Origin of the sequence: Rugosimonospora africana, assembly GCF_016862975.1 — a bacterium.
Classification (GTDB): Bacteria; Actinomycetota; Actinomycetes; order Mycobacteriales; family Micromonosporaceae; genus Rugosimonospora; species Rugosimonospora africana.
Genome location: NZ_BONZ01000027.1, coordinates 1 through 22,050, shown reverse-complemented (window position 1 = coordinate 22,050; position 22,050 = coordinate 1). Strand labels below are relative to the sequence as shown.

Below are 22,050 nucleotides of genomic sequence, written 5' to 3'. Positions count from 1 at the left end.
CAGCACAACAGTAACCTGCCGAGTGGGCGATGAGCCATTCACGCGCGGGACGGGCGCCGTGCACGGCCGCTGTCGCGGGTCGTCCGTGATGCCGCCGCAGCGCCGTCCGGCTCGGCGAAACCAGCGCCCCAGCCCGACAAAACGGGCGACGGGTGGCGAACACATGGGTTCCGGCAAGACTATGTGTCCGACGCCTATGTCCCCGGCCCCGGGAGGCTCGTAGGTTCACCGCATGACGATCACGCCGCCCACGACCGCGACCGATCCGGTCACCGAGGTGGTCCGCCTCGACCTGACCGGCCGGACCGCACTGGTCACCGGCGCCGGCAGCGGCATCGGCCGCGCCTGCGCCGTACGCCTGGCCCACGCCGGAGCCCGGTTGGTGGTGGTGGACGTGGACGCCGTGGCCGCGCGGCAGGTCGCGGACGAGATCGGCGGGACCGCGATCGTGGTCGACCTGTCCGACCCGGACGCGGTGGACGGGCTCGACGGCGGGTGCGACGTCCTGGTCAACAACGCCGGGCTCCAGCACGTGGCCGCCCTGCCCGACTTCCCCGCCGACCGTTTCGCGTACATCCAGCGGGTCATGGTCGAGGCGCCGTTCCGGCTGGTACGCCGCGCCCTTCCGCACATGTACGCGCGGGGCTGGGGCCGGGTGGTGAACATCTCGTCGGTCCACGGGCTGCGCGCGTCCCCGTTCAAGGTCGCGTACGTGGCCGCCAAGCACGGGCTGGAGGGCCTGTCCAAGGTCGTCGCGCTGGAAGGCGCCCCGCACGGGGTGACCGCCAACTGCATCAACCCGGGCTACGTGCGCACCCCGCTGGTCGAGGGACAGATCGCCGACCAGGCCGCGACGCACGGGATCGAGGAGGCCGAGGTGGTGGAGAAGATCCTGCTGACCCGGTCGGCGATGAAGCGGCTGATCGAGCCGGCCGAGGTCGCGGAGCTGGTGGCATACCTTTGCTCCCCGGTCGCCGGATTCATCACCGGCGCGTCCCTCTCGCTGGACGGCGGTTGGACCGCGAGCTGACGATGACATCCCTGGACCGGTCCCCGGACCGGCTCGCCGACCCCGGCGAGTCCGGCCGGCCCGTCGCGCCCGGTCGGCCCGTCGCGGCAGGCCGGCCCGTCGCGGCAGGCGGCCGGGACCGGCCCACCCAGAACCCGGGCGAGGCCGGCCGCCGCATAATGGCGCGCATGTCGACCGGCGTGTTTCTCGAGCTCCTCGCCCGCGAGGCGGCCGCGGTCGAGTTCGAGGGGCCGCTGGTGGCGGCGCGGGCCGCCGGTACGCCGGCCGGTGCCCTCGCCGAACTGGAGGACGTCAAACTCCAGGCTCTGCGGGTACGGGCGCTGCTGGAGCGCCGCCGCCGCCGGGAGGAGGAACTGTCCGGGCTGTACGACACCGCGAGCGACCTGGCCGGCCTGCGGGACCTGGACGCGGTGCTGAACGCGATCGTGCACCGGGCCCGCACGCTGCTGGGTGCCGACGTGGCGTACATGACGCTGACCGACCGGGAGCGCGGCGACACGTACATGCGGGTCACCGACGGTTCCATCTCCGCCCGGTTCCAGCGGCTGCGGCTGGGAATGGGGGTCGGCCTCGGCGGCCTGGTCACCCAGACCGCCACGCCGTACGTGACCGCGAACTACAGCCAGGACGAGCGGTTCCGGCACACCAGTGAGATCGATGCCGGTGTCGGCGAGGAGGGCCTGGTCGCGATCCTCGGCGTACCCCTGCGGCTGGGCTCCCACGTGATCGGCGTGCTGTTCGCGGCGAACCGGTCCGAGCGGCCGTTCGCCCGCGAGGAGGTGTCGCTGCTGATCTCGCTGGCCGCGCACGCCGCGGTCGCCATCGACACTGCCCGGCTACTGGCCGAGACGCAGGTCGCGCTCGACGAACTGTCCGCGGCGAACGCGGTGATCCAGGCGCACAGCGCCTCGGTGGAGCGGGCCGCCGCCGCGCACGACCGGATGACCAGCGTGGTGCTGCGCGGCGGTGGCGTGGAGGACGTCGCCACCGCGGTCACCGAGGTGCTGGACGGCGCCCTGGTGGTCCTCGACGCCGACGAGCGGCGGCTGGCCGTCGCCGGCGGGGACGCCGGGCCGGAGTTGGACCAGGTCGCCGAGGCGGTGGCCGCGTCCCGGGCCGAAGGCCGCAGCGTACGGCGCGGCGACGTGTGGGTCGCCGCCGTGGTGGCGGGCGCGGAGAACCTGGGCGCGCTGATCCTGCGCCCGGAGCACCCGCTGGTCGACGCGGACCAGCAGATCCTGGAACGGGCCGCCCAGGTGACCGCGCTGGTGCTGCTGTTCCGCCGTACCGTCGCGGAAGCCGAGGGCCGGGTCCGCGGCGAACTGCTCGACGACCTGATCAGCCGGCCGATCGGCGATCCCGACGCGCTGCGCTCCCGGGCCCGCCGGTTGGGCGTGGACCTGGACGCCCCGCACGTGGTCGTCGCCGTCGGCGAGGCCGTCAACCCGGCCCACCGTCAGCGCTCCTTCTCCTGGGCGGTGAGCTACGCCGCGGCGCACGGCGGGCTGGCCGCGCTCCAGCGCGGGCGGGTGGTGCTGATGCTGCCCGCTCCGGATGCCGGGCCGGTGGCCCGGGAGGTCGCCCGCGACCTCGGGCGGATCCTCGGCGCCGCGGTCACCGCCGGTGGTGCGGGGCCGGCGGTCGGCCCGGACGGGGTGGCCAGCGCGTTCCGGGACGCCGACCGGGCGGCGACCGCACTGGTCGCCCTGGGCCGGGTGGGCGACGGGGCGAGCACCGCCGAGTTGGGCTTCGTCGGGCTGCTGCTCGGCCAGGACCGGGACGTCGCGGGTTTCATCACCAGTACGGTCGGCGCCGTCGTGGACTACGACACGAGGCGGGGTACCGGGCTGGTCAAGACGCTGGAGGCGTACTTCGGCGCGGGGTGCAGCTCGGCCCGGGCGGCGGAGACGCTGCACGTGCACGTCAACACGGTCACCCAGCGGCTGGACCGGATCGGGGCGTTGCTGGGCAGCGACTGGCAGCGTCCGGAGCGTGCCCTGGAGGTCCAGCTCGCCCTGCGGCTGCACCGGTTGCGCGGACCGGCGGACGAACCGGCCTGACGCGCGTCGCATAGGCTGTGCTCCATGGGGGCGGGCGAGACCACACCGTACGTCGATAGGTGCGAATGCATCGGTCGGTCGCCGCAGACCCAACCGGAGATCGTCTCGTTCCACCCGGACCGTCAGGACACCGGGGCGGCCGGCTGGCGGCACCTGCTGGCGCTGATCGATGAGGCGGCCGACGACGGACGGACGACCTTCGCTCCCTTCCGCGAGCTGAGCGCCGCGGAGTCCCGGTCGATCGTCACGTTGCCGCGCTCCATCGCGAAACTGACCTCGGTCACCCACCTGAGCCTGGGCGTCACGAACCTGGTCCGCATCCCACCCGAGATCGGAGCGATGACCAGCCTCGAAACGTTCGACCTCTACATGTCGTACCGGCTGCACTGGTACCCGTATGAGCTGACCCGGTGTGCCCGGCTCCGCGACAGCAAGGTGAGCACCCGCACCCTGTACGGCAACTACAAGCTGCGGCCGCCGTTCCCGCGGCTGCGGCCGGTTGCCGGCGTCGGGCAGGCCGGCCTGATGGCGCTCGACCCGGGCGGGTGGGGCGCGGACACGGTCCGCACCTGCAGCGTCTGCGACGGGCCGGTGGACCGCGAACCGCACCAGGCATGGATCTCCCGTTACGTGGGGACCGACGTGCTCCCGTTACTGGTGAACGCGTGCTCCGCGGACTGCGTGGCCGCGCTGCCGCAGCCGCGCGCCGGTTACGTCCCCACGCCGCACACGGGCGGCCCGGACATCGCGCAGCCGCCCGCGGACTGGTGAGGCACGCCCAGCATCCCGTCCCGTCAACCACAACGAACGGAGCCGACAGTGACAGTCTTCACCGAGCGGGAAGTGGCCTACCTGCGCGAGCAGCGCCTCGGCAGGCTGGCGACCGTGCAGCCGAACGGCACGGTGCAGAACAACCCGGTCGGCTTCGGCTACAACGAAGAATTGCAGACCATCGACATCGGCGGGCACAACATGGCGGCGAGCCAGAAATTCCGCAACGTCGCGGCCGGCTCCGCGGTCGCCTTCGTCGTCGACGACGTCACCCTCGACCCGTGGACCGTGCGCTGCCTGGAAATCCGTGGCGAGGCCGAGACGGTCGCCGAGCCGACCGACTCCGCGTCCCCGATGGGCGGCCCGATCATCCGGATCCACCCGCGCCGCGTCCTCAGCTTCGGCGTCGACCCGGAGGCCGGGCGGCGCACGGTGACCGCCGGGTAGCACCCGGAGGCGTCACCGCCCCGTCGCGTCCGTCGTGCCGGTGGCGCGGTCCGGCACCGGCCGGCGCCCGAGCGCCCGGGTCAGTGCCGCGCCGCGCCGGCCGAGCCCAGCCAGGCCACCCGGGGCGAAGTACACCGCGAGGATGAACACCGCGCCCAGCACGAACAGCGGCTGGGACAGCGGCGCGCGCAGCACGCCGGGCAGGTGCCGGATCGCGCTGGTACCGCCGAGCGACGTGAGGCGCTGGTCCAGATAGGTGTAGAGGATGCCGCCGATGACCGGACCCCACCGGGTGCCGGGGCCGCCCAGTACCGCCATCACCAGCAGCGACAGCGTCAGGTCGGAGGCGGCCAGTGCCGGCGAGGCACCGCCGACCACGAGGGCGTACACCACCCCGCCGAGCGCGGCGAGCCCACCGGACAGCGTGAACGTGACGAGCTTGAACCGGTACGGCGACAGCCCGAGCACGGCCACCCTCCGTTCGTCGTCGCGCAGGCCGGCCAGTACCCGGCCGTAGGGCCCGCGGTCCACCCGGTGCACGACGAACGCGACCACGGCCAGGAACGCCAGCGCGAGCCAGTACAGGTTGACTGTGTTGGCCACGCCGACCAGGAACCCGGGCAGCCGGGAACCGTCCATCGGCAGGCCCTCCTCGCCGCCGGTCAGCCCGCCCGGATCGCGCTGGGTCAGGATCGAACCGACCTGCGCGAAGGCCAGCGTCACCATGGCGAAGGCGATGCCGGTGGTGCGCAGGGCCACCGAGCCAAGCAGCGCGGCCAGCGCGGCACCGCCCAGGGCGGCCGCCGGCACCGCGGCCCACAGCGGCCAGTGCGCGTGGGTCACCAGGATGTCGACGCCGTACGCCCCGACGGCCAGGTAGAGCGCGTGCCCGAAGGAGAGCAGCCCGGCCCGGCCGAACAACAGGTCGTACCCGGCGGCCAGCCCGCCGAACACCAGGCACAGGGCCAGCAGCTGGAGCGTGCCCGGCGAGTTGAGCGGGCCGTCGAAGACTCCGGGAATGTCCACTGTGGACCACGGGAGCACCGCCGCCACGACGAGGACGACCAGCGGCAGCACGGCCCGGGCCAGCCGGCGCAGCGGCGGGCGGGCCGGGGACGCGTATGGAGTACCGGCGGCGGGCGGTGGGGCGGCCGTCTCGGGAACGGGCGGTGCGGCGGGACTCGAACTCTGGCTCACGTGGCTGCCCTCCCCGCGATGCCGGCGGGACGGACCAGCAGCACGACCGCGAGCAGCGCGACCACGCAGATGTCCCCGGCCCCGGCGGTGCCGTAGTAGTTGACGAACTGCTGAAGCAGCCCGACCGCGACCGCCGCGTAGGCCGACCCGGTCACCGAACCCATCCCGCCGATGACCACCACGATGAACGCGAAGATGAGCAGCGAGGCGCCCTGACCCGGGGACACCGAGCCGAAGTAGACGCCGCCCAGCGCGCCGGCCAGCCCGGCCAGCGCCCCGCCGATCGCGAACACCAGGGTGAACGCGCGGCGGACGTCGATGCCCAGCGCGCTGACCATGGCCCGGTTCTCGACGCCGGCGCGGATCACCAGGCCGTACCGGGTGAACCGGAGGAACGCGAGCAGCCCGGCGAGCACGACGACCGCGACGCCGATCAGCAGCAGCCGGTCGTTGGGTACGTCGGCGCCGAGCACCCGGGTCACCTTCTGTGTCCACTGTGGACTCGGGTACCGGCGCGGATCCGCACCCCATCCCGCCTGGAGCAGGGCGACGCCGGCCAGCGACAGCCCGACGGTGACGAGTACCTGTTCGGTCGGGCGCCGGTACAACGGGCGGATCAGCACCAGCTCGACCAGGCCGCCGACGGCGGCGCCGCAGGCGACGCCGAACAATACCGCGACCGGGAAACCCCACGGCCCGGACAGCCGCCCACCGGCCCACCAGGTGGCGTAGGCGCCGACCGAGAGGAACAACCCGTGCGCGAAGTTGAGCACGTCGGCGAGGCCGAAGACCAGCGAGAGGCCGGACGCGATGAGGAAGTAGAGCGCGCCCAGGCCGAGGCCGGTCAGGGCAAGCAGCACGACGGTACCCATCAGTGGTCCCCTCTGCGACTACTCTGGCTCGGCGCGTCTGATGCCGCGCCGCGACCCAGACCAGTCGACCCAACACCGAGGAGGGAGCGGGTGCGGTCGGCGTCGCCGAGCAGGTCGGCGGCCTCCCCCTGCCAGGCGACCCGGCCGGCGGCCAGCACCACGGCGGTACCGGCCAGCCGCCGCACCACGGCGAGGTTCTGCTCGACGAGCAGGATCGGTACCCGCTGGGCCACCTGGGCCAGCACCGCGGTCACCTCCGCGACCACCTTCGGCGCCAGGCCCTTGGTCGGCTCGTCGATCAGCAGCAGCCGGTTCGGGTTGAGCAGCAGGCGGCCGATCGCCACCATCTGCTGCTGCCCGCCGGACAGCGTGCCGGCCCGCTGCCGGGCCCGGGTGCGCAGTTCGGGAAACAGCGAGTAGACGGTGTCGTAGTCCGGATCCGGTACCCGGCAGGCCAGCCGCAGGTTCTCCGCGACGGACAGGCCGGCGAAGACGCACCGGTCCTCCGGCACGTACCCGAGGCCGGCGCGGACCAGCCGGTGGGTGGGCCGGCCCAGCACCGGCTCTCCGTCGACGGTGACCGAACCGGTGGCCGGCAGCTCGCCGAGGATGGCGCGCAGCGTACTGGTCTTGCCCACGCCGTTGCGGCCGAGCAACGCGGTGACCCCGGTGCCTTCGACCCCGAAGGTGACGCCCTGAAGGATGTGCGAGCCGCCGATCCACGCGGACAGGTCGCGCACGTCGAGCATCACAGCTCCTCCCCCAGGTACGCCTCCTGGACCGTCGGGTCCGCCATCACGGCGGCCGGGGTGTCGCAGATCAGCAGCGCGCCGTGGTGCATCACGGCCACCCGGTCGGCCAGGTCGAGCACGACGTCCATGTGGTGCTCCACCATCAGCACGCTGCGCCCGCGCGTGGCGGTCAGGGACCGGATCACCTCGACGAGGGCCGGCACGTCCGCGGCGGACACGCCGGCCATCGGCTCGTCGAGCAGCAGGACGGTCGGCTCGCCGGCGAGCAGGAGAGCGATTTCCAGCTTGCGTTTCTCGCCGTGGGCCAGCGTGCCCGCCGGGTCACCGCGACGCGCCGCGAGCAGGACCTGGGCGAGGATCTCGTCGGCGACCCCGGCCACAGCACGGTCGGCGGCCGGGCGCGGCCAGGCCCGCATCGAGCCACCCCGGTGTGCCTGTACCGCCAGCCGGACGTTCTCCGCGACGGACAGCGAGCCAAAGACGGACGACGACTGGAAGGTGCGGCCGAGGCCGAGCCTGGCCCGGCGGTGTACCGGCAGCCGGGTGACGTCAGTGCCGCCGAGCCGCACCCGGCCGCCGGTGGCCCGGCGCAGCCCGGACACGAGATTGAACAGCGAGGTCTTGCCGGCGCCGTTGGGCCCGATGACCGCCACGAACTCGCCCCGGGCGACCGACAAGGACACTCCGTCCACGATGGACAGTCCGCCCACCCGCCACGACAGGCCCTCGATGGCCAGTGCGGCGGGAGCGCCGTTCGCGCTCCCGCCCGCACCGCCGGCGGCGGCCACGGCGCCGACCGCCACGACTCAGCCCTTCATCGCCACGGCTGGCGGCGCCGTGTCGTTCGGGTCGATCGCCTTGACCAGGGTCGCGGTCATGCTGGAACCGGAGCCGCTGAGCTTGGCCTGGAACATCGGCTGGAGCAGCGCGTGGTCGTCGGCCCGGACGGTCAGCTTGCCCTTCACCGAGTCGAAGCTGTACCCCTCCAGCGCCTTGACCATCGCGTCAACGTCGTCCCCGCCGGCCTGGACCGCGTGCACGATCATCTGGGCCGCCGAGAATCCGTCCGGGTCGAACAGGTCCACCGTGCCGCCCGGTACCGCCTGCTTGAGCGCCTTCTCCGCGGCGTTGTCCGTGGCCCCGTCGAAGTAGTGCGCCAGGAAGTTGATCTTCGCGCCCGCCGCCCCGAACGTCGGCCACGACGCCCGGATGTCGAGCCCGGTCACCACCGTCGTGCTGGCCAGTACGCCCTGCTGGTCCAGTGCCTGCCACATCGCGCTGGCCGTGGTGCCGGCCCACGCGACGAACAACAGGTCCGGCTTCGCGGACTTGGCCTGGCTGGCGAACGGGGTGAAGTCGGTCGCGTTGGCCGGCACCGCGATGCTGGTGACGGTCGCGCCGGCCTTGCCCATGACCGCCTTGACGGCGTCCACATTGGACTTGCCGAACGCCGAGTCCTGCGCGAACACCAGCACCTTCTTACCGGTGGCGGCGTCGCCGATGAACGACTGCGCGGTCAGCACGTCCTGGTAGGACTGGCGGCCGGAGCGGAACGTGTACTTGTTGACTCCGGTGACCGCGTCGGTGGCGGCCGGCCCGGAGATGAACAGCACCTTGTTCTGTGCCGCCAGCGGGGCCACCTGCAGTGCCACGCCGGAGGCCGTCGAGCCGGCCAGAATCTTGTAGCCCTTGCCGATCAGGTCCTTCGCCGCCGACACCGCCTTCGCCGGGTCCCCGGCGTCGTCGGAGTAGGTCACGTTCAGCGGCCGGTCGCCTATCTTGTTGGTGCCCTGTGTCGCGTATGCCAGGCCGGCCTTGAAGCCGTCCACGTATTCCTGCCCGTAGCTGGCGAGTGCGCCAGTCTGCGAGTAGACGATGCCGATGTTCACCGGGGCGCTCGACCCGGCGGTGGAACCGCCGCTCGCCGCCTGTTTCGGGCTTCCACAGGCGGCTACCGCGAGTACCGCCGCGGCAGCAGCCACCGAGCCGGCGAGCAGCCGGCGCCGGGATGTCCGTACCGCACCCATGAGACGCCTCCCACCTCACACGCCGATGTTGTCCAGCACACGTTAGGGCGGTGGTTGGTCGGCAACCATGTGTGCGACATCCACAAGTGGCGGGTCCGAGGTGGGTGCGGCCTACGGGATGTGTGCCGCGACGGCCTGCGCGCCGGCCGGTTCGAGCAGGATCGTGTAGTGGTTGACGTCGGGTACGTGGTGGACGTCCACCCGGCCGCGATCCACCCCGGTCTCGTCGAGCCGCCGCTCGTCGTACAGGCCCTGGTCCTCGTTGAGCATGCCGCGCTGCGCGTACAGCAGGGTCACCGGGCAGGAGACCTTGTGCACCGCGTCGATCGTGTCGCGGTCCAGCAGGGTGTCCGTCGCGTCCGCGCGGATCGCCGGCAGGACGCACGAGGAGCGCAGCCGGGGCGGCTCGCCGATCAGGTCGCGCAGCAGGTACGGCTCGATGTCGGGACGCCACCACGGGCCGATCGCCGGATGCCGCCGCCAGAAGTCGAGGTAGTCGCCGGTGCTGGCGAAGTCCATGGACAGCCGCCGCAGGGCCGGGCCGATGACCGCGTCGAGGATGGCGTCGATGTCGTCGCCCTCCGGTACCCGCAGCGCCACCCCGCCGTCCACCAGCAGCACACTCTCCACTCGGTCCGGATGGCGCAGCGCGGCGAGCGCGGCCACGAAGCCGCCCATCGAGTGGCCGACCACCGGTGCCCGGTCGACGCCGAGGAAGTCCAGTACCGCGACCAGGTCGTCGGCGTGCGCGGCGAGCCCGTACGGGCCGGGCAGGTCCCGGCTGTCGGCTCGGCCGCGCAGGTCGGGGGCGACCAGCGACACCCGGCCGGCCAGCGTACGCGCGACCTGGCTCCAGGCCAGCGCGTTGGCGGTGATCCCGTGTACCGCGAGCACGGTCCGGCCGGCGCCCGGGAAGCGGCAGGTCGCCAGGTGGCCGCCGGGAACCGGTACCTCAAGTTCCTCGATGTCCATCACATGCCCCTCCGAACGCATGACCGCAGCCGCCATCACACCCTTGGCGAGTGCCCAGGATCCGCCGGCCGTAGGCTATGCCCCCGGTACCGACCGGACCACGGGTACCGCCGCCACATGGCGACGGCGGGATATGGGGTGGGCCCACATTGCCTCCCGACCCGGGGCCGACGACACCGCCGGGCCCCGGGTTGTGTGGCCGGCAACCATTACCCGCCATCGATGCCGTGACTAGCCTGCGACTCACCCATCCGTGGCTGCCACCACGTCCCGTCCCAGGGAGGCACCATGCGCAGACAACACCGCCTGTTCGTCGCGGCCCTGGCGTGCGCCGGCACGCTGGCGGTCGCCGCCACCGTCCCGCTGGTCGCGGCGCCGGCCCAGGCCGCGGCCACACTCACCCAGGTCACCGGGTTCGGGTCGAACCCGGGCGCGCTCGGCATGTACAGCTACGTCCCCACCGGCCTGCCGTCCGGCGCTCCGCTGGTGGTCGCGCTGCACGGCTGCACCCAGAGCGCGTCCGACTACTACACCAACGCCGGCTGGCCGAAATACGCGGACCTGTACCACTTCGCCCTGGTGTTCCCGCAACAGAGTTCGGCGAACAACTCCACGTCCTGCTTCAACTGGTTCCAGACCGGTGACTACAAGCGCGGGCAGGGCGAGGCGCTGTCCATCAAGCAGATGGTGGACTACGCGGTCGCCCACTACGGCTCCGACGCCCACCGGGTGTACGTGACCGGGCTGTCGGCGGGCGGTGCGATGACGGCCGTCATGCTGGCCGACTACCCCGACGTGTTCGCCGGAGGCGCCATCATCGGCGGCATCCCGTACGCCTGCGCCACCGACCTGACCAGCGGCCTGACCTGTGAGTACAGCGCGACGAGCAAGACCCCGGCGCAGTGGGGCGACCTGGTACGCGGGGCGGACCCCGGCTACTCCGGGCCGTGGCCCCGGGTCGCCGTCTGGTACGGCACCTCCGACGCCATCGTGAACCCGGCGAACGCGACCGAGTCGCGGGACCAGTGGACCAATGTCTGGGGCATCTCCCAGACGCCCAGCTCCACCACCACCCTGCCGGGCAGCACCACCCTGCAGAACTACAACGACTCGTCCGGCAAGCCGGCCGTGCAGCTGTACGCCGTGCAGGGCATCGGCCACGGTACGCCGGTGAACCCGGGCAGCGGCGTCGACCAGTGCGGCGCCACCGGCACGTACTACCTCAAGTCGCTCTGCTCGTCGTACTACATCGCCCAGTTCTGGGGACTGGCCGGCGGCTCGTCGAGCCCGACCACGCCCCCGACGAGCGCGAGCCCGACGCCGTCGGCGCCGGCGAGCCCGACCCCGACGCCGACCCAGACGGCGAACGGCCCGTGCTTCACCGACAACAACTACAACCAGACGGCGGCCGGCCGCGCACACCAGTCCGGCGGGTACGTCTACGCCAACGGCTCCAACCAGGCGATGGGGCTGTGGAACGTGTTCACCACCCACACCCTGCGCCAGACCGGATCGAACTACTACGTCCTGGCCGACGGCCAGTGCTGACCCGACGGCCAGTGTTGATGCGACCGACAGTGTTGACGCGACCGACAGTGCCGACCCGACGCGCAGTGCCGACCGGTGACGACCGGCGTGCGGCGGCCCGCTAGGTGACCGCGATCAGGGCAGCGGCGAGCAAGACCGGCACCGCCGCCCTGATCAGCCGGGACCGCCTAATGGACTGCCGATCTAGCCAGCTGGTCCTGGTCCGTCTCGATCGGGTTGCTGGCCGAGGTGAGCGCGAACAGGTTCTCCTCCTCCTCGGCGAAGTGCAGGCGCAGGATGGCGTCCAGGCCGTACAGGGTGGCCAGCAGGTCGGGTACCTGCTCGGCCTCCAGCCGGGAGTCCGACGTCAGGCACAGGTGCCCGTCCACCCGGTCGACCAACCGCCGGATCTCGGTGTGTGCGCGGCTCATCGTCGCGGTCGTCTCCGGCCCCACCTGGCCGGCCAGTTGCGGGTACAACCGCTGCTCCTCGGCCTCGTCGTGGCTGATGATCTGGCGGCTGAGCCGCTGGTACGCGTCGCGCAGCGCGTCCACGCACATCGCCCCGTCGTGCTCCATGGCGACCAGGTCGGCGGTGCTGCGCAACCGGATCAGCGCGTCGCGCAGCTTCTCGTGCTCGACGGTGAACTGGTCGATCAGCTCGTCGGTGCTGGTCGGCAACCGCCGCCGGCGCACTCCCCCGATCAACGCGGCCAGCGCGCCGCCGATGACCAGTACCTCGATGCCCTCCCGCACCAGCGCGCCGGCCACCGGTACCAGCAGCCCGGTCATCGCGATCGCCATGGCGGTGAGCACGAGCACCATCCCGGCCGCCGCGGTACGAAACCCGATCCGCCGGCTGTACCGGGCCAGTTCGACCGCGTCGCCCAGCCGGTCGAGCCGGTCCACGGTCAGCACCGCGTCGGCCGCCTCGGCGGACGCGCTCGCCCCGGTCGCGCCCAGCGCGACACCGACGTGTGCGGCGGACAGGGCCGGCCCGTCCTGTACCCCGTCGCCGACCATCACGGTCACCGCGCGCTGCGACTCGGCCCGTACCCGGTCGACCTTCTGCTCGACGTCGGCGCCCGCGACGACGTCGTCGACGCCGACCATCCGGCCCATCTCACCGGCGACCTGCGGCCGGTCCCCGGTGACCATGACCAGCCGGGTCAGGCCCGACTCCCGCAGCCGGCGCACGTTGCGCCGGGCGTCCGAACGCACCGGATCCTGGATCAGCAGGGCGCCGGAGGGCTTGTCGTCCACGCTCACCCAGACCACCGCCGCGCCGTCCAGCTCGGCGCGGTTGCGCTCCTGCTCCGCCCACGGGGCCAGGTCACCGTCCAACTGCCCGACCCACACCGACCGGCCGTCGACCCGGCCGCTGATGCCGCGGCCGTTGTCCTCGCGGACGTCCTCCGGTGCGGCCAGCTCGAGCCCGCGCCGGGCCGCCTCGGCCACTACAGCCCCGGCGAGCGGGTGGTGGGAGAACTGCTCGACCGAGGCGGCCAGCCGCAGGGTCTCCTCCAGGTCGGCGTCCGGAGCGCTGACCATCTCCGTGGCCTTCGGCCGGCCGAGGCTCAGCGTGCCGCGCTTGTCGATGAATACCGTGCCGGCCCGCCCCAACCGCTCCAGCACGGCGCCGTCGCGCACCACAAGGCCGCGGTGCGCCGACCGGGACAGCCCGCAGACGATGGCGATCGGCGCGGCGAGCAGCAGCGGCCCGGGGGTCGCCACCACGAGTACCGCCACGGCGCGGGTGAACGCGCCGCCGATCGCCCAGGCGAGCCCGGCCAGCAGGAGCGTGAACGGCACGAACACGATGGCGTACCGGTCGGCCAGCCGGACCATCGGCGCGCGCCGGCTGGTCGCCTGCCGGGCCAGCCGCACGATGCTCGCGTAGGTGCTCTGGGCGGCGGTGGACGTGGCCCGCATGCTGAACGCCGGCCCGACGTTGATCGCGCCACTGGCCACCCGCTCCCCGGGAGCCCGTTCGATCGGCTCCCGCTCGCCGGTGACCGCGAACTCGTCGAGTACCGCCGTCTCCTCGGCGAAGCCGTCCACCGGCACGACGTCGCGGTGGTACACGACGAGGCGGTCGTCCGGGCGCACGGCGTCCAGCTCGACCATCTCCTCCTCGCCCTGGCCGTCGTGCCGGCGCGCGAAGCTGGGCGCCTGGTCGACCAGTGCCCGCAGGTCGCGCGACGCCCAGCCGCGCGCGTACGACTCCAGTGCCGCGCCCAGTACCAGCAGCAGCGCGACCAGCGCGCCGGCGCCGTACTGGGCGACGCCCAGCGTGCCGGCCAGCGCCAGTACGGCGATCACGTCGACCCCGATCCTGCGCCGCATCAGCGACACGGCCATCCACGCGATCGCGGGCAGCAGCCCGCCCGCGGTGGCCACGATCCACGCGATGTCGGCCGAGCCGAAGCGGCCGGCGAGCCGGAACCCGGCCCCCGCGATGGTGGCCGCGATGATTCCGGTCAGCAGGGCCCACTCCCACCACAGCCCGTGCCACCGGGACTCATCGGCAATGCTTCGGATCACGCCGCTTCTCATCACGCTGTTTCGCATCACGCCGCTTCTCACCACACCGCTTCCTCGGTTCATGACACCGCCCCCTCGGTTCACGCCTGGCCGCGCCGGCGGCCTGGTGCGCGCGTCGCCGGAGCCCACCGTGCCCCGGCGGCGCGGGCGGTGTGCCCGCCCGGCCGCGCGCCGTCGTCGTTGCCTGTGCTTTGTCGGACTCGCTGGTGCGCCGGTCGCCACGACTACCGGCGCAGGTACTCGGCGAACCAGTCGCGGGCCAGTTCGGCGACCCGCTCCAGCGCACCGGGTTCCTCAAAGAGATGGGTGGCCTCCGGCACCACGTCGAGCCGGTTGGGGCCGCGCAGTTGGGCCTGCGCCTGCCGGTTGAGCTCGATCACCTCGGTGTCCAGCCCGCCGACGATGAGCAGTGTCGGCGCCTGCACCTCGGCCAGGCGCGGGCCGGCCAGGTCGGGCCGGCCGCCCCGGGACACCACCGCCGCGACGCGGGCGCCCGGTCGCGCCGCCGCGGACAGCGCCGCGGCCGCGCCGGTACTCGCGCCGAACAGGCCGATCACCGCGTCGCCGCCGGCCGGTTCGCCGCGCAGCCACTCGATCGCCCCGCCCAGCCGCTCGGCGAGCAGGTCGATGTCGAACACGTTGGCCCGGTCGGCCTCCTCCCCCTCGGTGAGCAGGTCGAGCAGCAGGGTGCCGAGGCCCGCGTCATTCAGCAGCCTCGCCACGAACGTGTTGCGCGGGCTGGCCCGGCTGCTGCCGCTGCCGTGCGCGAACACCACGACGCCGGTGGCACCGGCCGGCACCATCAGGTGCCCGGGCAGCGCCACGGTGCCGGTGGTCACGGTGACCTCGGCGTCCATCGCGGCGCGGGTACCGGTCATCGATCCGGCCGCGGCATCCTTGCCGGCCAGCGCACGATCGTCCCGCCGGCTGAGCAGGTCCGTCACCCGGTCGTCGCCGACCTGCTCGAAGTCGTCGTACCAGGCGCTGATCGCGGCGAACCGGTCGGACGCGGTCACGTACACCACCTCGTCGGCGGCGTGCCGCAGCACCGGCAGGACGTCGGTGGCGACCACCGGTACGGCCAGAACCACCCGCGCCGCGCCGCGGACCCGGGCCACCTGGCACGCCGCCCGGGCGCTGGACCCGGTGGCCACACCGTCGTCGATGACCACAGCGGTACGGCCGGTCAACCGCACTCCCGGCCGCCCCTCGCGCAGCCGCGCCCGCTGCCGGTCGAGTTCGGCCCGTTCGGCCTGCTCCACCTCGGCCAGCTCACCGGCGCTCGGCGCGAGGCGGCTGAGCACGTCGTCCTCCACCACGCGTACGCCGTCCTCGCCGATCGCGCCCATCGCCAGTTCGGGTTGGCCGGGGGCACCTAGCTTGCGTACCACCAGGATGTCCAGCGACGCGTCCAGCGCGTCGGCCACCTTCGCCGCGACCGGCACGCCGCCACGGGTGAGCCCGAGGACCACCACGTCGTGGCCGCGCAGGTCCTCCAGTCGCTGTGCCAGCTGCGCGCCGGCATCCTCCCGATCGGCGAACGTCATCGCCTCACCTCGTTTCACGACTGTGCGACCCGCGGCCGGGTCAGGGATTCTTGACGCAGCCGAGCACGATCTTCGAGCCGTGCTGCCGCATCTGCCCGGCCGGCGGCGTCTGACGCGCCACGGTCCAGTGCTCAGGGATCAGGACCACGATGTGGCCGTCGACGGTATTCAGGTCGATGTTGTGGAACCCCAACCCTCGCAGCGTGTCCAGTGCGGTGGACGCGTTCTGCCCGACCACGTTGGGTATCGCCGTGCGGGTCGGGGTCGGGGACGGCCGCGCGGGCGGGTCGTGCTGCTCTGCCGAGCCGACGCAGCCCGCGACGCCGGCCACGGCCAGGGCGGCCGAGACGACGAGGACGGGCAGTCGCGGCACGAATCGCGGCATGGTGCTTCAACCTTCTGTGTTCCGCGCCGGCCGGTCGCCAGCGCGGGCGACGCCCTCATGATGGCAGTCGGGGCGCCGCCCGCGTCCCGGATCCAGCCGGGAATCCCCTTATCGCGGGCCGTTTCCGCGATGTCCGCCGGCCGAAAGCCGGACACCGCGGGACATGCGGCATGGCCGCACGCGATCGGTCCGGGAAGCGACACGGGAAACGTGGCCGCTCAACCGACGCTCAACCGCCCAGCGACCGCACCTCGTTCATGATGGTCTCGACCTGAGCACCGCCGTGGATCGGGTAGTTGGTCGCGCCGAGGTAGCCCCACCAGTCCCAGCAGCCGTACGGGTTGACAGCGCTCGCGGTCGCCTGCGGGTACAGGACGATCATCGCGTTGGTGTCTGCGTACTGGTTGAGGTTGGCGTCGTCCACGAAGGCGGTGCCGACCGCGTCGTACCCCTGGGAGCAGCCGTGCAGCGCGACCATCAGCTTGCAGGTCGCGCCCGCCGCGCAGGAGGCCGGCACGTAGACGAAACCCTTGCTGCCCATGGACAGCCCGGCCGGATTGCCGCCGACCGCGTAGCCGCTCTGGTTGAACCGGGTCAGGGTACCGGACAGCGCTCCGGTGTTCGGCGCGGTGACCCCGCCGAACAGCTTGCCCAGGAACGCGTTCTCCACGTCTGTACCGCAGTTGTCCAGGTACGGCGAGGCGGTGGCGGTGCAGCCGAGCGGCCCGTACGGGGTGACCCAGGAGTGGCCGGCCGGCCCGGTCACGTACTGCACGCTCGCGCCGAAGTGCCGGTAGAAGCTGGCCAGGTCGCTGGTGAGGCTGCCGGCGACGGTGGAGTCGGCGGTGCCGTGGTACACGTACACCGGCTGGCCGGACAGGTTCCCGATCGGGTCGATCCACCGGTACCCGGACCACAGCGAGGCGTCGGCCTCCAGCGTGGGCAGGTAGTCCGGCCAGAGGTTCTGCCCGCAGCCGTAGACCGCCTGGCTGGCATTGTTCTGCGCGCAGTAGTACGGGCCGGCGGCGAAGATGGCCGCACCGCGGATCCGGCTGGAGTACGCCACCTGGAGCTGGGTGGCCATGTACCCGCCGGAGGAGACTCCGCTGACGTACACCCCGGAGATGTGGTAAGCCCGCAGCGTTCCGTCCACGGGTGGGACGGCCGACGGACCGGCGGCCGGGGCCGGTGCGGCCAGGCCGAGCAGGACGAGCAGCGCCGTGACGGTGGCGGCGCCGATGCGTGGGAGTGGCTTCATGTGCGCCACGCTAGGGACGGCCGCCCGCGCCGGGCGACGGCCGGCCACCACACCTTTGCATGCGTCGATATGGCGGCCGGCCCCACGCGCCCGTCCCGGCCCGGCTGGGCGGCGCCACCCAGCCGGGCGTGCGGCCGGCAATCCCACGCAGCCGGGCGTGCGGCCGGCAATCCCGCCGAGCCGGGTCGTGCCGCCGGCGTTCCGGCTCAGCCGGGCGTGTCGGCGACCACGATGCGGTCGATATCCGGCCCGTAGGCGCCCGGATTGGCGAACTCGATAGTGTTGGTGCCGGCCGAGAGTGGCAGCGACACCGTCATCGTGCCCAGCGTGTTGAAGTCGCCGGTGGTGGTGTCGGTCAGCGTCTGCGGCGTCCCGCCGTCCGCGCTGACCATCACCTGGCGCGGCGGAGTCGAGCCGTCGAGGTACGCGATCGTCACCCGGTACTCGCCGGCCACCGGCACGGTCACGCCGGTAAAGGTCAGCGTGCCGCCGTTGCCGATGAAGCCGACCTTCTGGCCGCCCGAGCAGGCGGTGCAGTTGCTCACCTTGGCACCGCCGGCCAGGGTGTTGGTGGCCGCCTCGGCCTCGTACGAGACCGGCCCGGGACCGTCCGCCGTGTCCTTGACGGTGAACGTGTGGAACACCGCCTGGGCCGGGTTGCCGGTGGCGTGCGCGGTGACGAACATGCCGGCGTCCTGGGTGTCCGCCTGGCCCGGCACGGTCGCGGTGCCCACCGTGGCCCAGGTGCTGCCGTCCGTCGAGTAGTACCCGGTGTAGGCCGCCCCGTCGCGGACCAGCTTGAGCCACACCGGCACCCGGTCGGCGATGGTGCCGTTGGGCGGCGTCACCGCGTTGATGTGCGTACCGCCGTTGTTGTTCCACTCCAGCTGGATGCCGCCGGACGGGGACTCGAACAGGATCACGCCCTCCGGGCCGGTTCCGGACGCGGTCATGTCGTCGCGCACCAGGATGCCGGCCTTGCCGTACCCGCTGAGGTTCTGCTGCGAGGCCACCTGGGTCTCGACGGTGGCCGTGGTGCCCACCGCGCCGGCCAGGTACGTGGTGCTGTAGCTGTCGCTGCTGGAGTACAGGTCGGCGCCGGCGCCGGAGATGCCGAACTGGTCGCCGCCCTGGGCGAACGAGGCCGGCGCGTCGGTCGCCGAGGAGAACGTGCGGTACGGCGCCGACACCGAGGATCCGGTGGTGACCGTCGCGGTCGCGCTGACCTTCTGCGGGATCAGCAGGTGCCACCGGTAGTCGGCGGTACCGGTGACCGTGTCGGTCTGGAACAACGTGGCCGGCGGCGGCGCGACCAGCTCGAACGTCGCCTGTACCGTGGCCCCGGCCGCCACGCTGCCAAACGACGTGGCCGAGGTCGGCCTGACCGTCCACCCGGCCGGCGCGGCCAGGCCCAGCTTCGCCAGCTGCACCGGCTGGACACCGCCGTTCGTGAACGACTCGGTCGCGGTCACCGGCTGCCCGGCGACGGCGCTGGACAGCCCGCCGACGACGAGCGTGGTGGCCGGCGGCGCGAGGAACGTCAGCTTGCTGGGTGCGACGCGCAGCAGCACGACGCCGTGCGCCGGCACGTCGGCGGAGATGGTCGGGCCGCTCTCCGTCACCTGGTGCGACCACAGGTCGGTCCGCAGGTACCCGGGGGCGGACGGCAGCCCGACCGCGGTCGCCGTGGTGGACACCACCTGCGTGGCGTTGCCGGTGTTGAAGAGTCCGACGACGACCCGGCCGTCCCGCTCGGTCTTGGCGAACACCTGCTGGGTCGAGCTGTTCACGACCCGGGACGCGTCGATGCCGTCCTGGTCGACGGCGAGCACGTCGCGGTTCTTCAGCAACGACAGGTCGGTCGGGTCGAGGTCGGTCAGGTCGGTGCCCAGGATCAGCGGCGAGGCGGCCAGCGACCACAGGCTCATCTGGGTCCTGCGCTCGTCGAGGGTCAACCCGTCGCCGGCGCCGTTGCCGATCTCCAGGGAGTCGTAGTCGTTGTACCCGCCCGGGCCGCCGTACGGTTGCCAGCTGGCCACCTGGTTGAACCGGGAGCTGACGCTGCTCCAGCTGGTCAGCGGGTAGCTGCTGCCACCGGACTCGCAGCTGTAACACTCGATGTCGCCGCCGGTGCGCCAACCGTTGGCGTACTGCTTCCAGGTCGCGGCGCCGGAGATGGCCAGGCTGTTGGACAACTCGAGGTGGATCGGGCGGCCGGTCTGCCGCAGCGCCGCCGACCACGCCTGGATGTCGGGGACATCGCTGGTGCCGACTCCGTCAATCTTGACGTAGTCCACGCCCCACGAGGCGAACTGATTGGCCCACGAGTTCACGAACTCCTGCGCGCCGGGCTTGGTGTAGTCGATGCCGACCATGCCCTTGCAGTTGTAGTTCTTCTCCGCCGCCGTGGTGGCGATGTCACCGGCGTGGTAACTCGTGCCCTCGATCGCGGTGTTCTGCGCGACCGCCTGGGCGGAGATGCCGGGGGTCACGTAGATGCCGAACCTGAGGCCATCGGCGTGCACGTGGTCGGCGACGACCTTGATGCCATCGGTCGATCCGCTGGGCGGGAACTTGGTCGCGTCGATGACCCAGCGGCCGTACTGGTCGACGTTCGGCCCCTGGCTGCCCGGGCACTGGTACCAGAAGTCATCGACGTTGACGTACTGGAAGCCCACCTTCGCCAGGCCGCTGTCGCGCATCGCGTCGGCCTGCGCCTCGATGTTCGCCGCGGTCGGGTTGTGCCGGATGAAGCTCCAACTGCTCCAGCCGAGCACCGGGGTCGACCCGACCCCGTTGTCCTGCGCGCTCGCGACCGGCGCGGTCGCGACGATGGCCAGGACGGCGACCGGGACCGCGAGCACCGCCGCGGCCAGGCCCCGCGCCAACCTTCTCATGGGGTGACCCTCCGTTCCGCATGGCGGCGCGACCCGGCGTTCGATATTGGACGAAAAAGCGGGAGGCGCCGCCGGATCCGCCCTTTGGCGGAGGCGAGCACTCCCCTTCACACTCGGCCGGCCGCGGACCGCACAGGATTGTTGAGAAACGCTGAGAGATGTGCGGATCTGTTGATGTCCTGCAACGTAACGTGCAGGCTGCCTGACAATCAAGAAATCAAACAGGGTATTCCGCCACGCGGAGAAGGGGCCGGGCTTCGACCCGTCGCGGTGGCCTCACCCGTTCTGGGTGATGCTCGATGACCCCTCGGCAAGGCAGGCTGCGGAAAGGCGCGCGTGCACGGGAGGGGGCGCCAGCATGCCGGATCCGATCGACGATTTCTTCGCCGCGCTCGGCCGGTCCGGTCATGTCCCCCTGCTCGCCCGCTTCACCGGCTCCATGCGCTTCGAACTGCGGGCGAACGGCGAGACACAGCGGTGGCGTGTGGGCATCGACAACGGGAACATCCGGGTGACCCGGGACGGCGAGGGTTCGGTCGACGCCGTCATCAGCGGCGAGCGCGCGCTGCTCGTTCCGATCGTCCGGGGCCGGATGCGCCCTCTCTGCGCGTTCCTGCGTAACGAGATCGCGGTCACCGGCGAGTTCCGGATGCTGCTCGTCCTGGAGCGGCTGCTGCCCGGGCCGTCCGGGCGGGATCCACGCGATCTGGTCGCGGGGCGGCGGGAACGGGAGTCCTCCTCTCCGGACGGCGGCGAAGGGCGCGACCGTGCCGCGGTGAGCGGGCGGCGCCCGTGAGCGAACTGGTCCGCGTCCTCGACGGCAATACGTTCGTGGTCAGCGACGCCAACGGCGACATCATCGCGTCCGGCTCCACCCCGACCGGGATGTTCTCGTACGACACCCGGTTCCTGTCCACCTGGTTGCTGACCGTCGACGGCCAGCGGCTGCAGGCGTTGTCGCTCGACGACCTCCAGTACTACGAGACCCGCTTCTTTCTGGTACCGGGCGCGCCGACGCACTACGTCGACTCGACCATCTCCATCATCCGGGAGCGGACCATCACCGCGAACCTCGACGAGAAGCTGACCGTCTTCAACCACGACCGCAAGCCGGCGCGGGTCACCGTCCGGCTCGATGTCGACTGCGACTTCGCCGACCTGTTCGAGGTCAAGGGCGGATCGGTGCGACCCCGGGACCGCGAGATCGAGGTGCTGGACGGGAAGCTGCACTTCGACTACCGCCGCGAGCGGCTGCACCGGGCGGTCACCATCGCCTCGTCGGTACCGGCCGACATCGACGACCACGGACTGTGCTGGGAGGTGGAGATCGGCCCGCAGGAGGGCTGGACCACCGAACTGCGGGTCTGCCCGGTCGTGTACGGCGGCGACGGGCGCGACATCCGGGACAGCCTGCGCACCGGCCCGCCCCGCGACAAGGCCGAGCTGCAACTGGACCTGGAAGAGTGGCTGGACAAGGCGCCGCGGCTGGACAGCGACTGGGAGTTGCTGGTGTCGACGTACCGGCGCAGCCTGATCGACCTGGCGGCGCTGCGGTTCACGCCGCTGGCCGGGCCGAACCGGTACATGCCCGCCGCCGGCCTGCCCTGGTTCATGAGCATCTTCGGCAGGGACAGCATCATCACCAGCCTCCAGTCGCTGCCGTACACGCCGGAGCTGGCCCGCACCACGATCAGCGTGCTGGCCTGGGGCCAGGGGGTGGCGCTGGACGACTTCCGGGAGGAGGAGCCGGGCAAGATCCTGCGGG

General features: G+C 72.3%; 18 protein-coding genes and 1 pseudogene. 7 read left to right on the top strand and 12 right to left on the bottom strand.

The window, feature by feature from the left end:
* The first annotated feature begins 232 nt into the window (after nucleotides 1–232).
* The 4 genes from Raf01_RS13700 (at nucleotide 233) to Raf01_RS13685 (ending at nucleotide 4,308) form a co-directional block, all read left to right on the top strand.
* The gene (locus tag Raf01_RS13700; protein ID WP_203918224.1) at nucleotides 233–1,030 is read left to right on the top strand and encodes a 3-hydroxybutyrate dehydrogenase; all 798 of its coding nucleotides are present in this window, start codon (nucleotides 233–235) and stop codon (nucleotides 1,028–1,030) included.
* Between the two features lie 158 nt (nucleotides 1,031–1,188).
* Nucleotides 1,189–3,090 carry a helix-turn-helix domain-containing protein gene (locus tag Raf01_RS13695; RefSeq protein ID WP_203918447.1) on the top strand — a complete coding sequence of 634 codons (1,902 nt, stop codon included), beginning with the start codon at nucleotides 1,189–1,191 and terminating at the stop codon, nucleotides 3,088–3,090.
* A 24-nt stretch (nucleotides 3,091–3,114) separates the two neighbouring features.
* Nucleotides 3,115–3,861: a leucine-rich repeat domain-containing protein gene (locus Raf01_RS13690; RefSeq protein WP_203918223.1), complete on the top strand. Its 747-nt coding sequence runs from the start codon at nucleotides 3,115–3,117 to the stop codon at nucleotides 3,859–3,861.
* 48 nt (nucleotides 3,862–3,909) lie between these two features.
* Nucleotides 3,910–4,308 carry a PPOX class F420-dependent oxidoreductase gene (locus Raf01_RS13685; RefSeq protein WP_203918222.1) on the top strand — a complete coding sequence of 133 codons (399 nt, stop codon included), beginning with the start codon at nucleotides 3,910–3,912 and terminating at the stop codon, nucleotides 4,306–4,308.
* A 12-nt stretch (nucleotides 4,309–4,320) separates the two neighbouring features.
* On the opposite strand, the gene Raf01_RS13680 is transcribed toward Raf01_RS13685, so the two are convergent.
* The 6 genes from Raf01_RS13680 to Raf01_RS13655 all read right to left on the bottom strand — a co-directional run bounded on the left by Raf01_RS13680 (nucleotide 4,321) and on the right by Raf01_RS13655 (nucleotide 10,128).
* Complete coding sequence (locus tag Raf01_RS13680) at nucleotides 4,321–5,505, bottom strand: branched-chain amino acid ABC transporter permease (protein ID WP_373319526.1); 1,185 nt, start codon at nucleotides 5,503–5,505, stop codon at nucleotides 4,321–4,323.
* Entirely contained in the window at nucleotides 5,502–6,377 is an 876-nt protein-coding gene (locus Raf01_RS13675) for a branched-chain amino acid ABC transporter permease (RefSeq protein WP_203918221.1), read from the bottom strand. The genes Raf01_RS13680 and Raf01_RS13675 overlap by 4 nt, the downstream gene beginning before the upstream one ends.
* The gene (locus Raf01_RS13670) at nucleotides 6,377–7,126 is read right to left on the bottom strand and encodes an ABC transporter ATP-binding protein (RefSeq protein ID WP_203918220.1); all 750 of its coding nucleotides are present in this window, start codon (nucleotides 7,124–7,126) and stop codon (nucleotides 6,377–6,379) included. Before Raf01_RS13670 ends, Raf01_RS13675 begins: the two co-directional genes overlap by 1 nt.
* On the bottom strand, nucleotides 7,126–7,866 hold the full coding sequence (locus Raf01_RS13665; protein ID WP_203918445.1) for an ABC transporter ATP-binding protein: 741 nt from the start codon (nucleotides 7,864–7,866) through the stop codon (nucleotides 7,126–7,128). Before Raf01_RS13665 ends, Raf01_RS13670 begins: the two co-directional genes overlap by 1 nt.
* A gap of 69 nt (nucleotides 7,867–7,935) precedes the next feature.
* Nucleotides 7,936–9,156: a substrate-binding domain-containing protein gene (locus Raf01_RS13660; RefSeq protein WP_203918219.1), complete on the bottom strand. Its 1,221-nt coding sequence runs from the start codon at nucleotides 9,154–9,156 to the stop codon at nucleotides 7,936–7,938.
* Between the two features lie 111 nt (nucleotides 9,157–9,267).
* Nucleotides 9,268–10,128 (bottom strand): alpha/beta hydrolase, encoded by an 861-nt coding sequence (locus Raf01_RS13655; RefSeq protein WP_239133586.1) that lies wholly within the window; start codon nucleotides 10,126–10,128, stop codon nucleotides 9,268–9,270.
* A gap of 288 nt (nucleotides 10,129–10,416) precedes the next feature.
* Between Raf01_RS13655 and Raf01_RS13650 the strand changes: the two genes are divergently transcribed.
* The gene (locus Raf01_RS13650; protein WP_203918218.1) at nucleotides 10,417–11,676 is read left to right on the top strand and encodes an extracellular catalytic domain type 1 short-chain-length polyhydroxyalkanoate depolymerase; all 1,260 of its coding nucleotides are present in this window, start codon (nucleotides 10,417–10,419) and stop codon (nucleotides 11,674–11,676) included.
* A 167-nt stretch (nucleotides 11,677–11,843) separates the two neighbouring features.
* On the opposite strand, the gene Raf01_RS13645 is transcribed toward Raf01_RS13650, so the two are convergent.
* The 6 genes and pseudogenes from Raf01_RS13645 to Raf01_RS13625 form a co-directional block, all read right to left on the bottom strand.
* Nucleotides 11,844–14,198 (bottom strand): heavy metal translocating P-type ATPase, encoded by a 2,355-nt coding sequence (locus Raf01_RS13645; RefSeq protein ID WP_239133585.1) that lies wholly within the window; start codon nucleotides 14,196–14,198, stop codon nucleotides 11,844–11,846.
* Between the two features lie 224 nt (nucleotides 14,199–14,422).
* Nucleotides 14,423–15,001 (bottom strand): dienelactone hydrolase family protein, encoded by a 579-nt coding sequence (locus Raf01_RS49520; RefSeq protein WP_373319527.1) that lies wholly within the window; start codon nucleotides 14,999–15,001, stop codon nucleotides 14,423–14,425.
* A gap of 123 nt (nucleotides 15,002–15,124) precedes the next feature.
* Nucleotides 15,125–15,745, bottom strand: a pseudogene (locus Raf01_RS49515) (phosphoribosyltransferase); the annotation flags it as partial.
* A 40-nt stretch (nucleotides 15,746–15,785) separates the two neighbouring features.
* A complete protein-coding gene (locus tag Raf01_RS13635) occupies nucleotides 15,786–16,130 on the bottom strand; it encodes a PASTA domain-containing protein (protein ID WP_203918216.1) in 345 nt (114 codons plus the stop codon).
* 229 nt (nucleotides 16,131–16,359) lie between these two features.
* The gene (locus Raf01_RS13630) at nucleotides 16,360–17,388 is read right to left on the bottom strand and encodes an extracellular catalytic domain type 2 short-chain-length polyhydroxyalkanoate depolymerase (RefSeq protein ID WP_203918215.1); all 1,029 of its coding nucleotides are present in this window, start codon (nucleotides 17,386–17,388) and stop codon (nucleotides 16,360–16,362) included.
* A gap of 206 nt (nucleotides 17,389–17,594) precedes the next feature.
* Complete coding sequence (locus tag Raf01_RS13625; RefSeq protein WP_203918214.1) at nucleotides 17,595–20,285, bottom strand: NEW3 domain-containing protein; 2,691 nt, start codon at nucleotides 20,283–20,285, stop codon at nucleotides 17,595–17,597.
* 358 nt (nucleotides 20,286–20,643) lie between these two features.
* On the opposite strand from Raf01_RS13625, the gene Raf01_RS13620 reads away from it, so the two are divergent.
* Nucleotides 20,644–21,081, top strand: a complete 438-nt coding sequence (locus Raf01_RS13620; RefSeq protein WP_203918213.1) for an SCP2 sterol-binding domain-containing protein — start codon at nucleotides 20,644–20,646, stop codon at nucleotides 21,079–21,081.
* Nucleotides 21,078–22,050: glycogen debranching N-terminal domain-containing protein (locus tag Raf01_RS13615; protein ID WP_275412982.1), on the top strand; the 973-nt coding region annotated here is incomplete at its 3' end. The genes Raf01_RS13620 and Raf01_RS13615, both read left to right, overlap by 4 nt.

What these genes read in the sequence shown, in the direction of transcription:
- Raf01_RS13630 (WP_203918215.1), bottom strand. Translation starts at nt 17,388, where the DNA reads ATGAAGCCACTCCCACGCATCGGCGCCGCCACCGTCACGGCGCTGCTC.
- Raf01_RS13690 (WP_203918223.1), top strand. Translation starts at nt 3,115, where the DNA reads ATGGGGGCGGGCGAGACCACACCGTACGTCGATAGGTGCGAATGCATC.
- Raf01_RS13650 (WP_203918218.1), top strand. Translation starts at nt 10,417, where the DNA reads ATGCGCAGACAACACCGCCTGTTCGTCGCGGCCCTGGCGTGCGCCGGC.
- Raf01_RS13655 (WP_239133586.1), bottom strand. Translation starts at nt 10,128, where the DNA reads ATGGACATCGAGGAACTTGAGGTACCGGTTCCCGGCGGCCACCTGGCG.
- Raf01_RS49520 (WP_373319527.1), bottom strand. Translation starts at nt 15,001, where the DNA reads ATGGTGCCGGCCGGTGCCACCGGCGTCGTGGTGTTCGCGCACGGCAGC.
- Raf01_RS13620 (WP_203918213.1), top strand. Translation starts at nt 20,644, where the DNA reads ATGCCGGATCCGATCGACGATTTCTTCGCCGCGCTCGGCCGGTCCGGT.
- Raf01_RS13670 (WP_203918220.1), bottom strand. Translation starts at nt 7,126, where the DNA reads ATGCTCGACGTGCGCGACCTGTCCGCGTGGATCGGCGGCTCGCACATC.
- Raf01_RS13700 (WP_203918224.1), top strand. Translation starts at nt 233, where the DNA reads ATGACGATCACGCCGCCCACGACCGCGACCGATCCGGTCACCGAGGTG.
- Raf01_RS13635 (WP_203918216.1), bottom strand. Translation starts at nt 16,130, where the DNA reads ATGCCGCGATTCGTGCCGCGACTGCCCGTCCTCGTCGTCTCGGCCGCC.
- Raf01_RS13660 (WP_203918219.1), bottom strand. Translation starts at nt 9,156, where the DNA reads ATGGGTGCGGTACGGACATCCCGGCGCCGGCTGCTCGCCGGCTCGGTG.
- Raf01_RS13675 (WP_203918221.1), bottom strand. Translation starts at nt 6,377, where the DNA reads ATGGGTACCGTCGTGCTGCTTGCCCTGACCGGCCTCGGCCTGGGCGCG.
- Raf01_RS13625 (WP_203918214.1), bottom strand. Translation starts at nt 20,285, where the DNA reads ATGAGAAGGTTGGCGCGGGGCCTGGCCGCGGCGGTGCTCGCGGTCCCG.
- Raf01_RS13695 (WP_203918447.1), top strand. Translation starts at nt 1,189, where the DNA reads ATGGCGCGCATGTCGACCGGCGTGTTTCTCGAGCTCCTCGCCCGCGAG.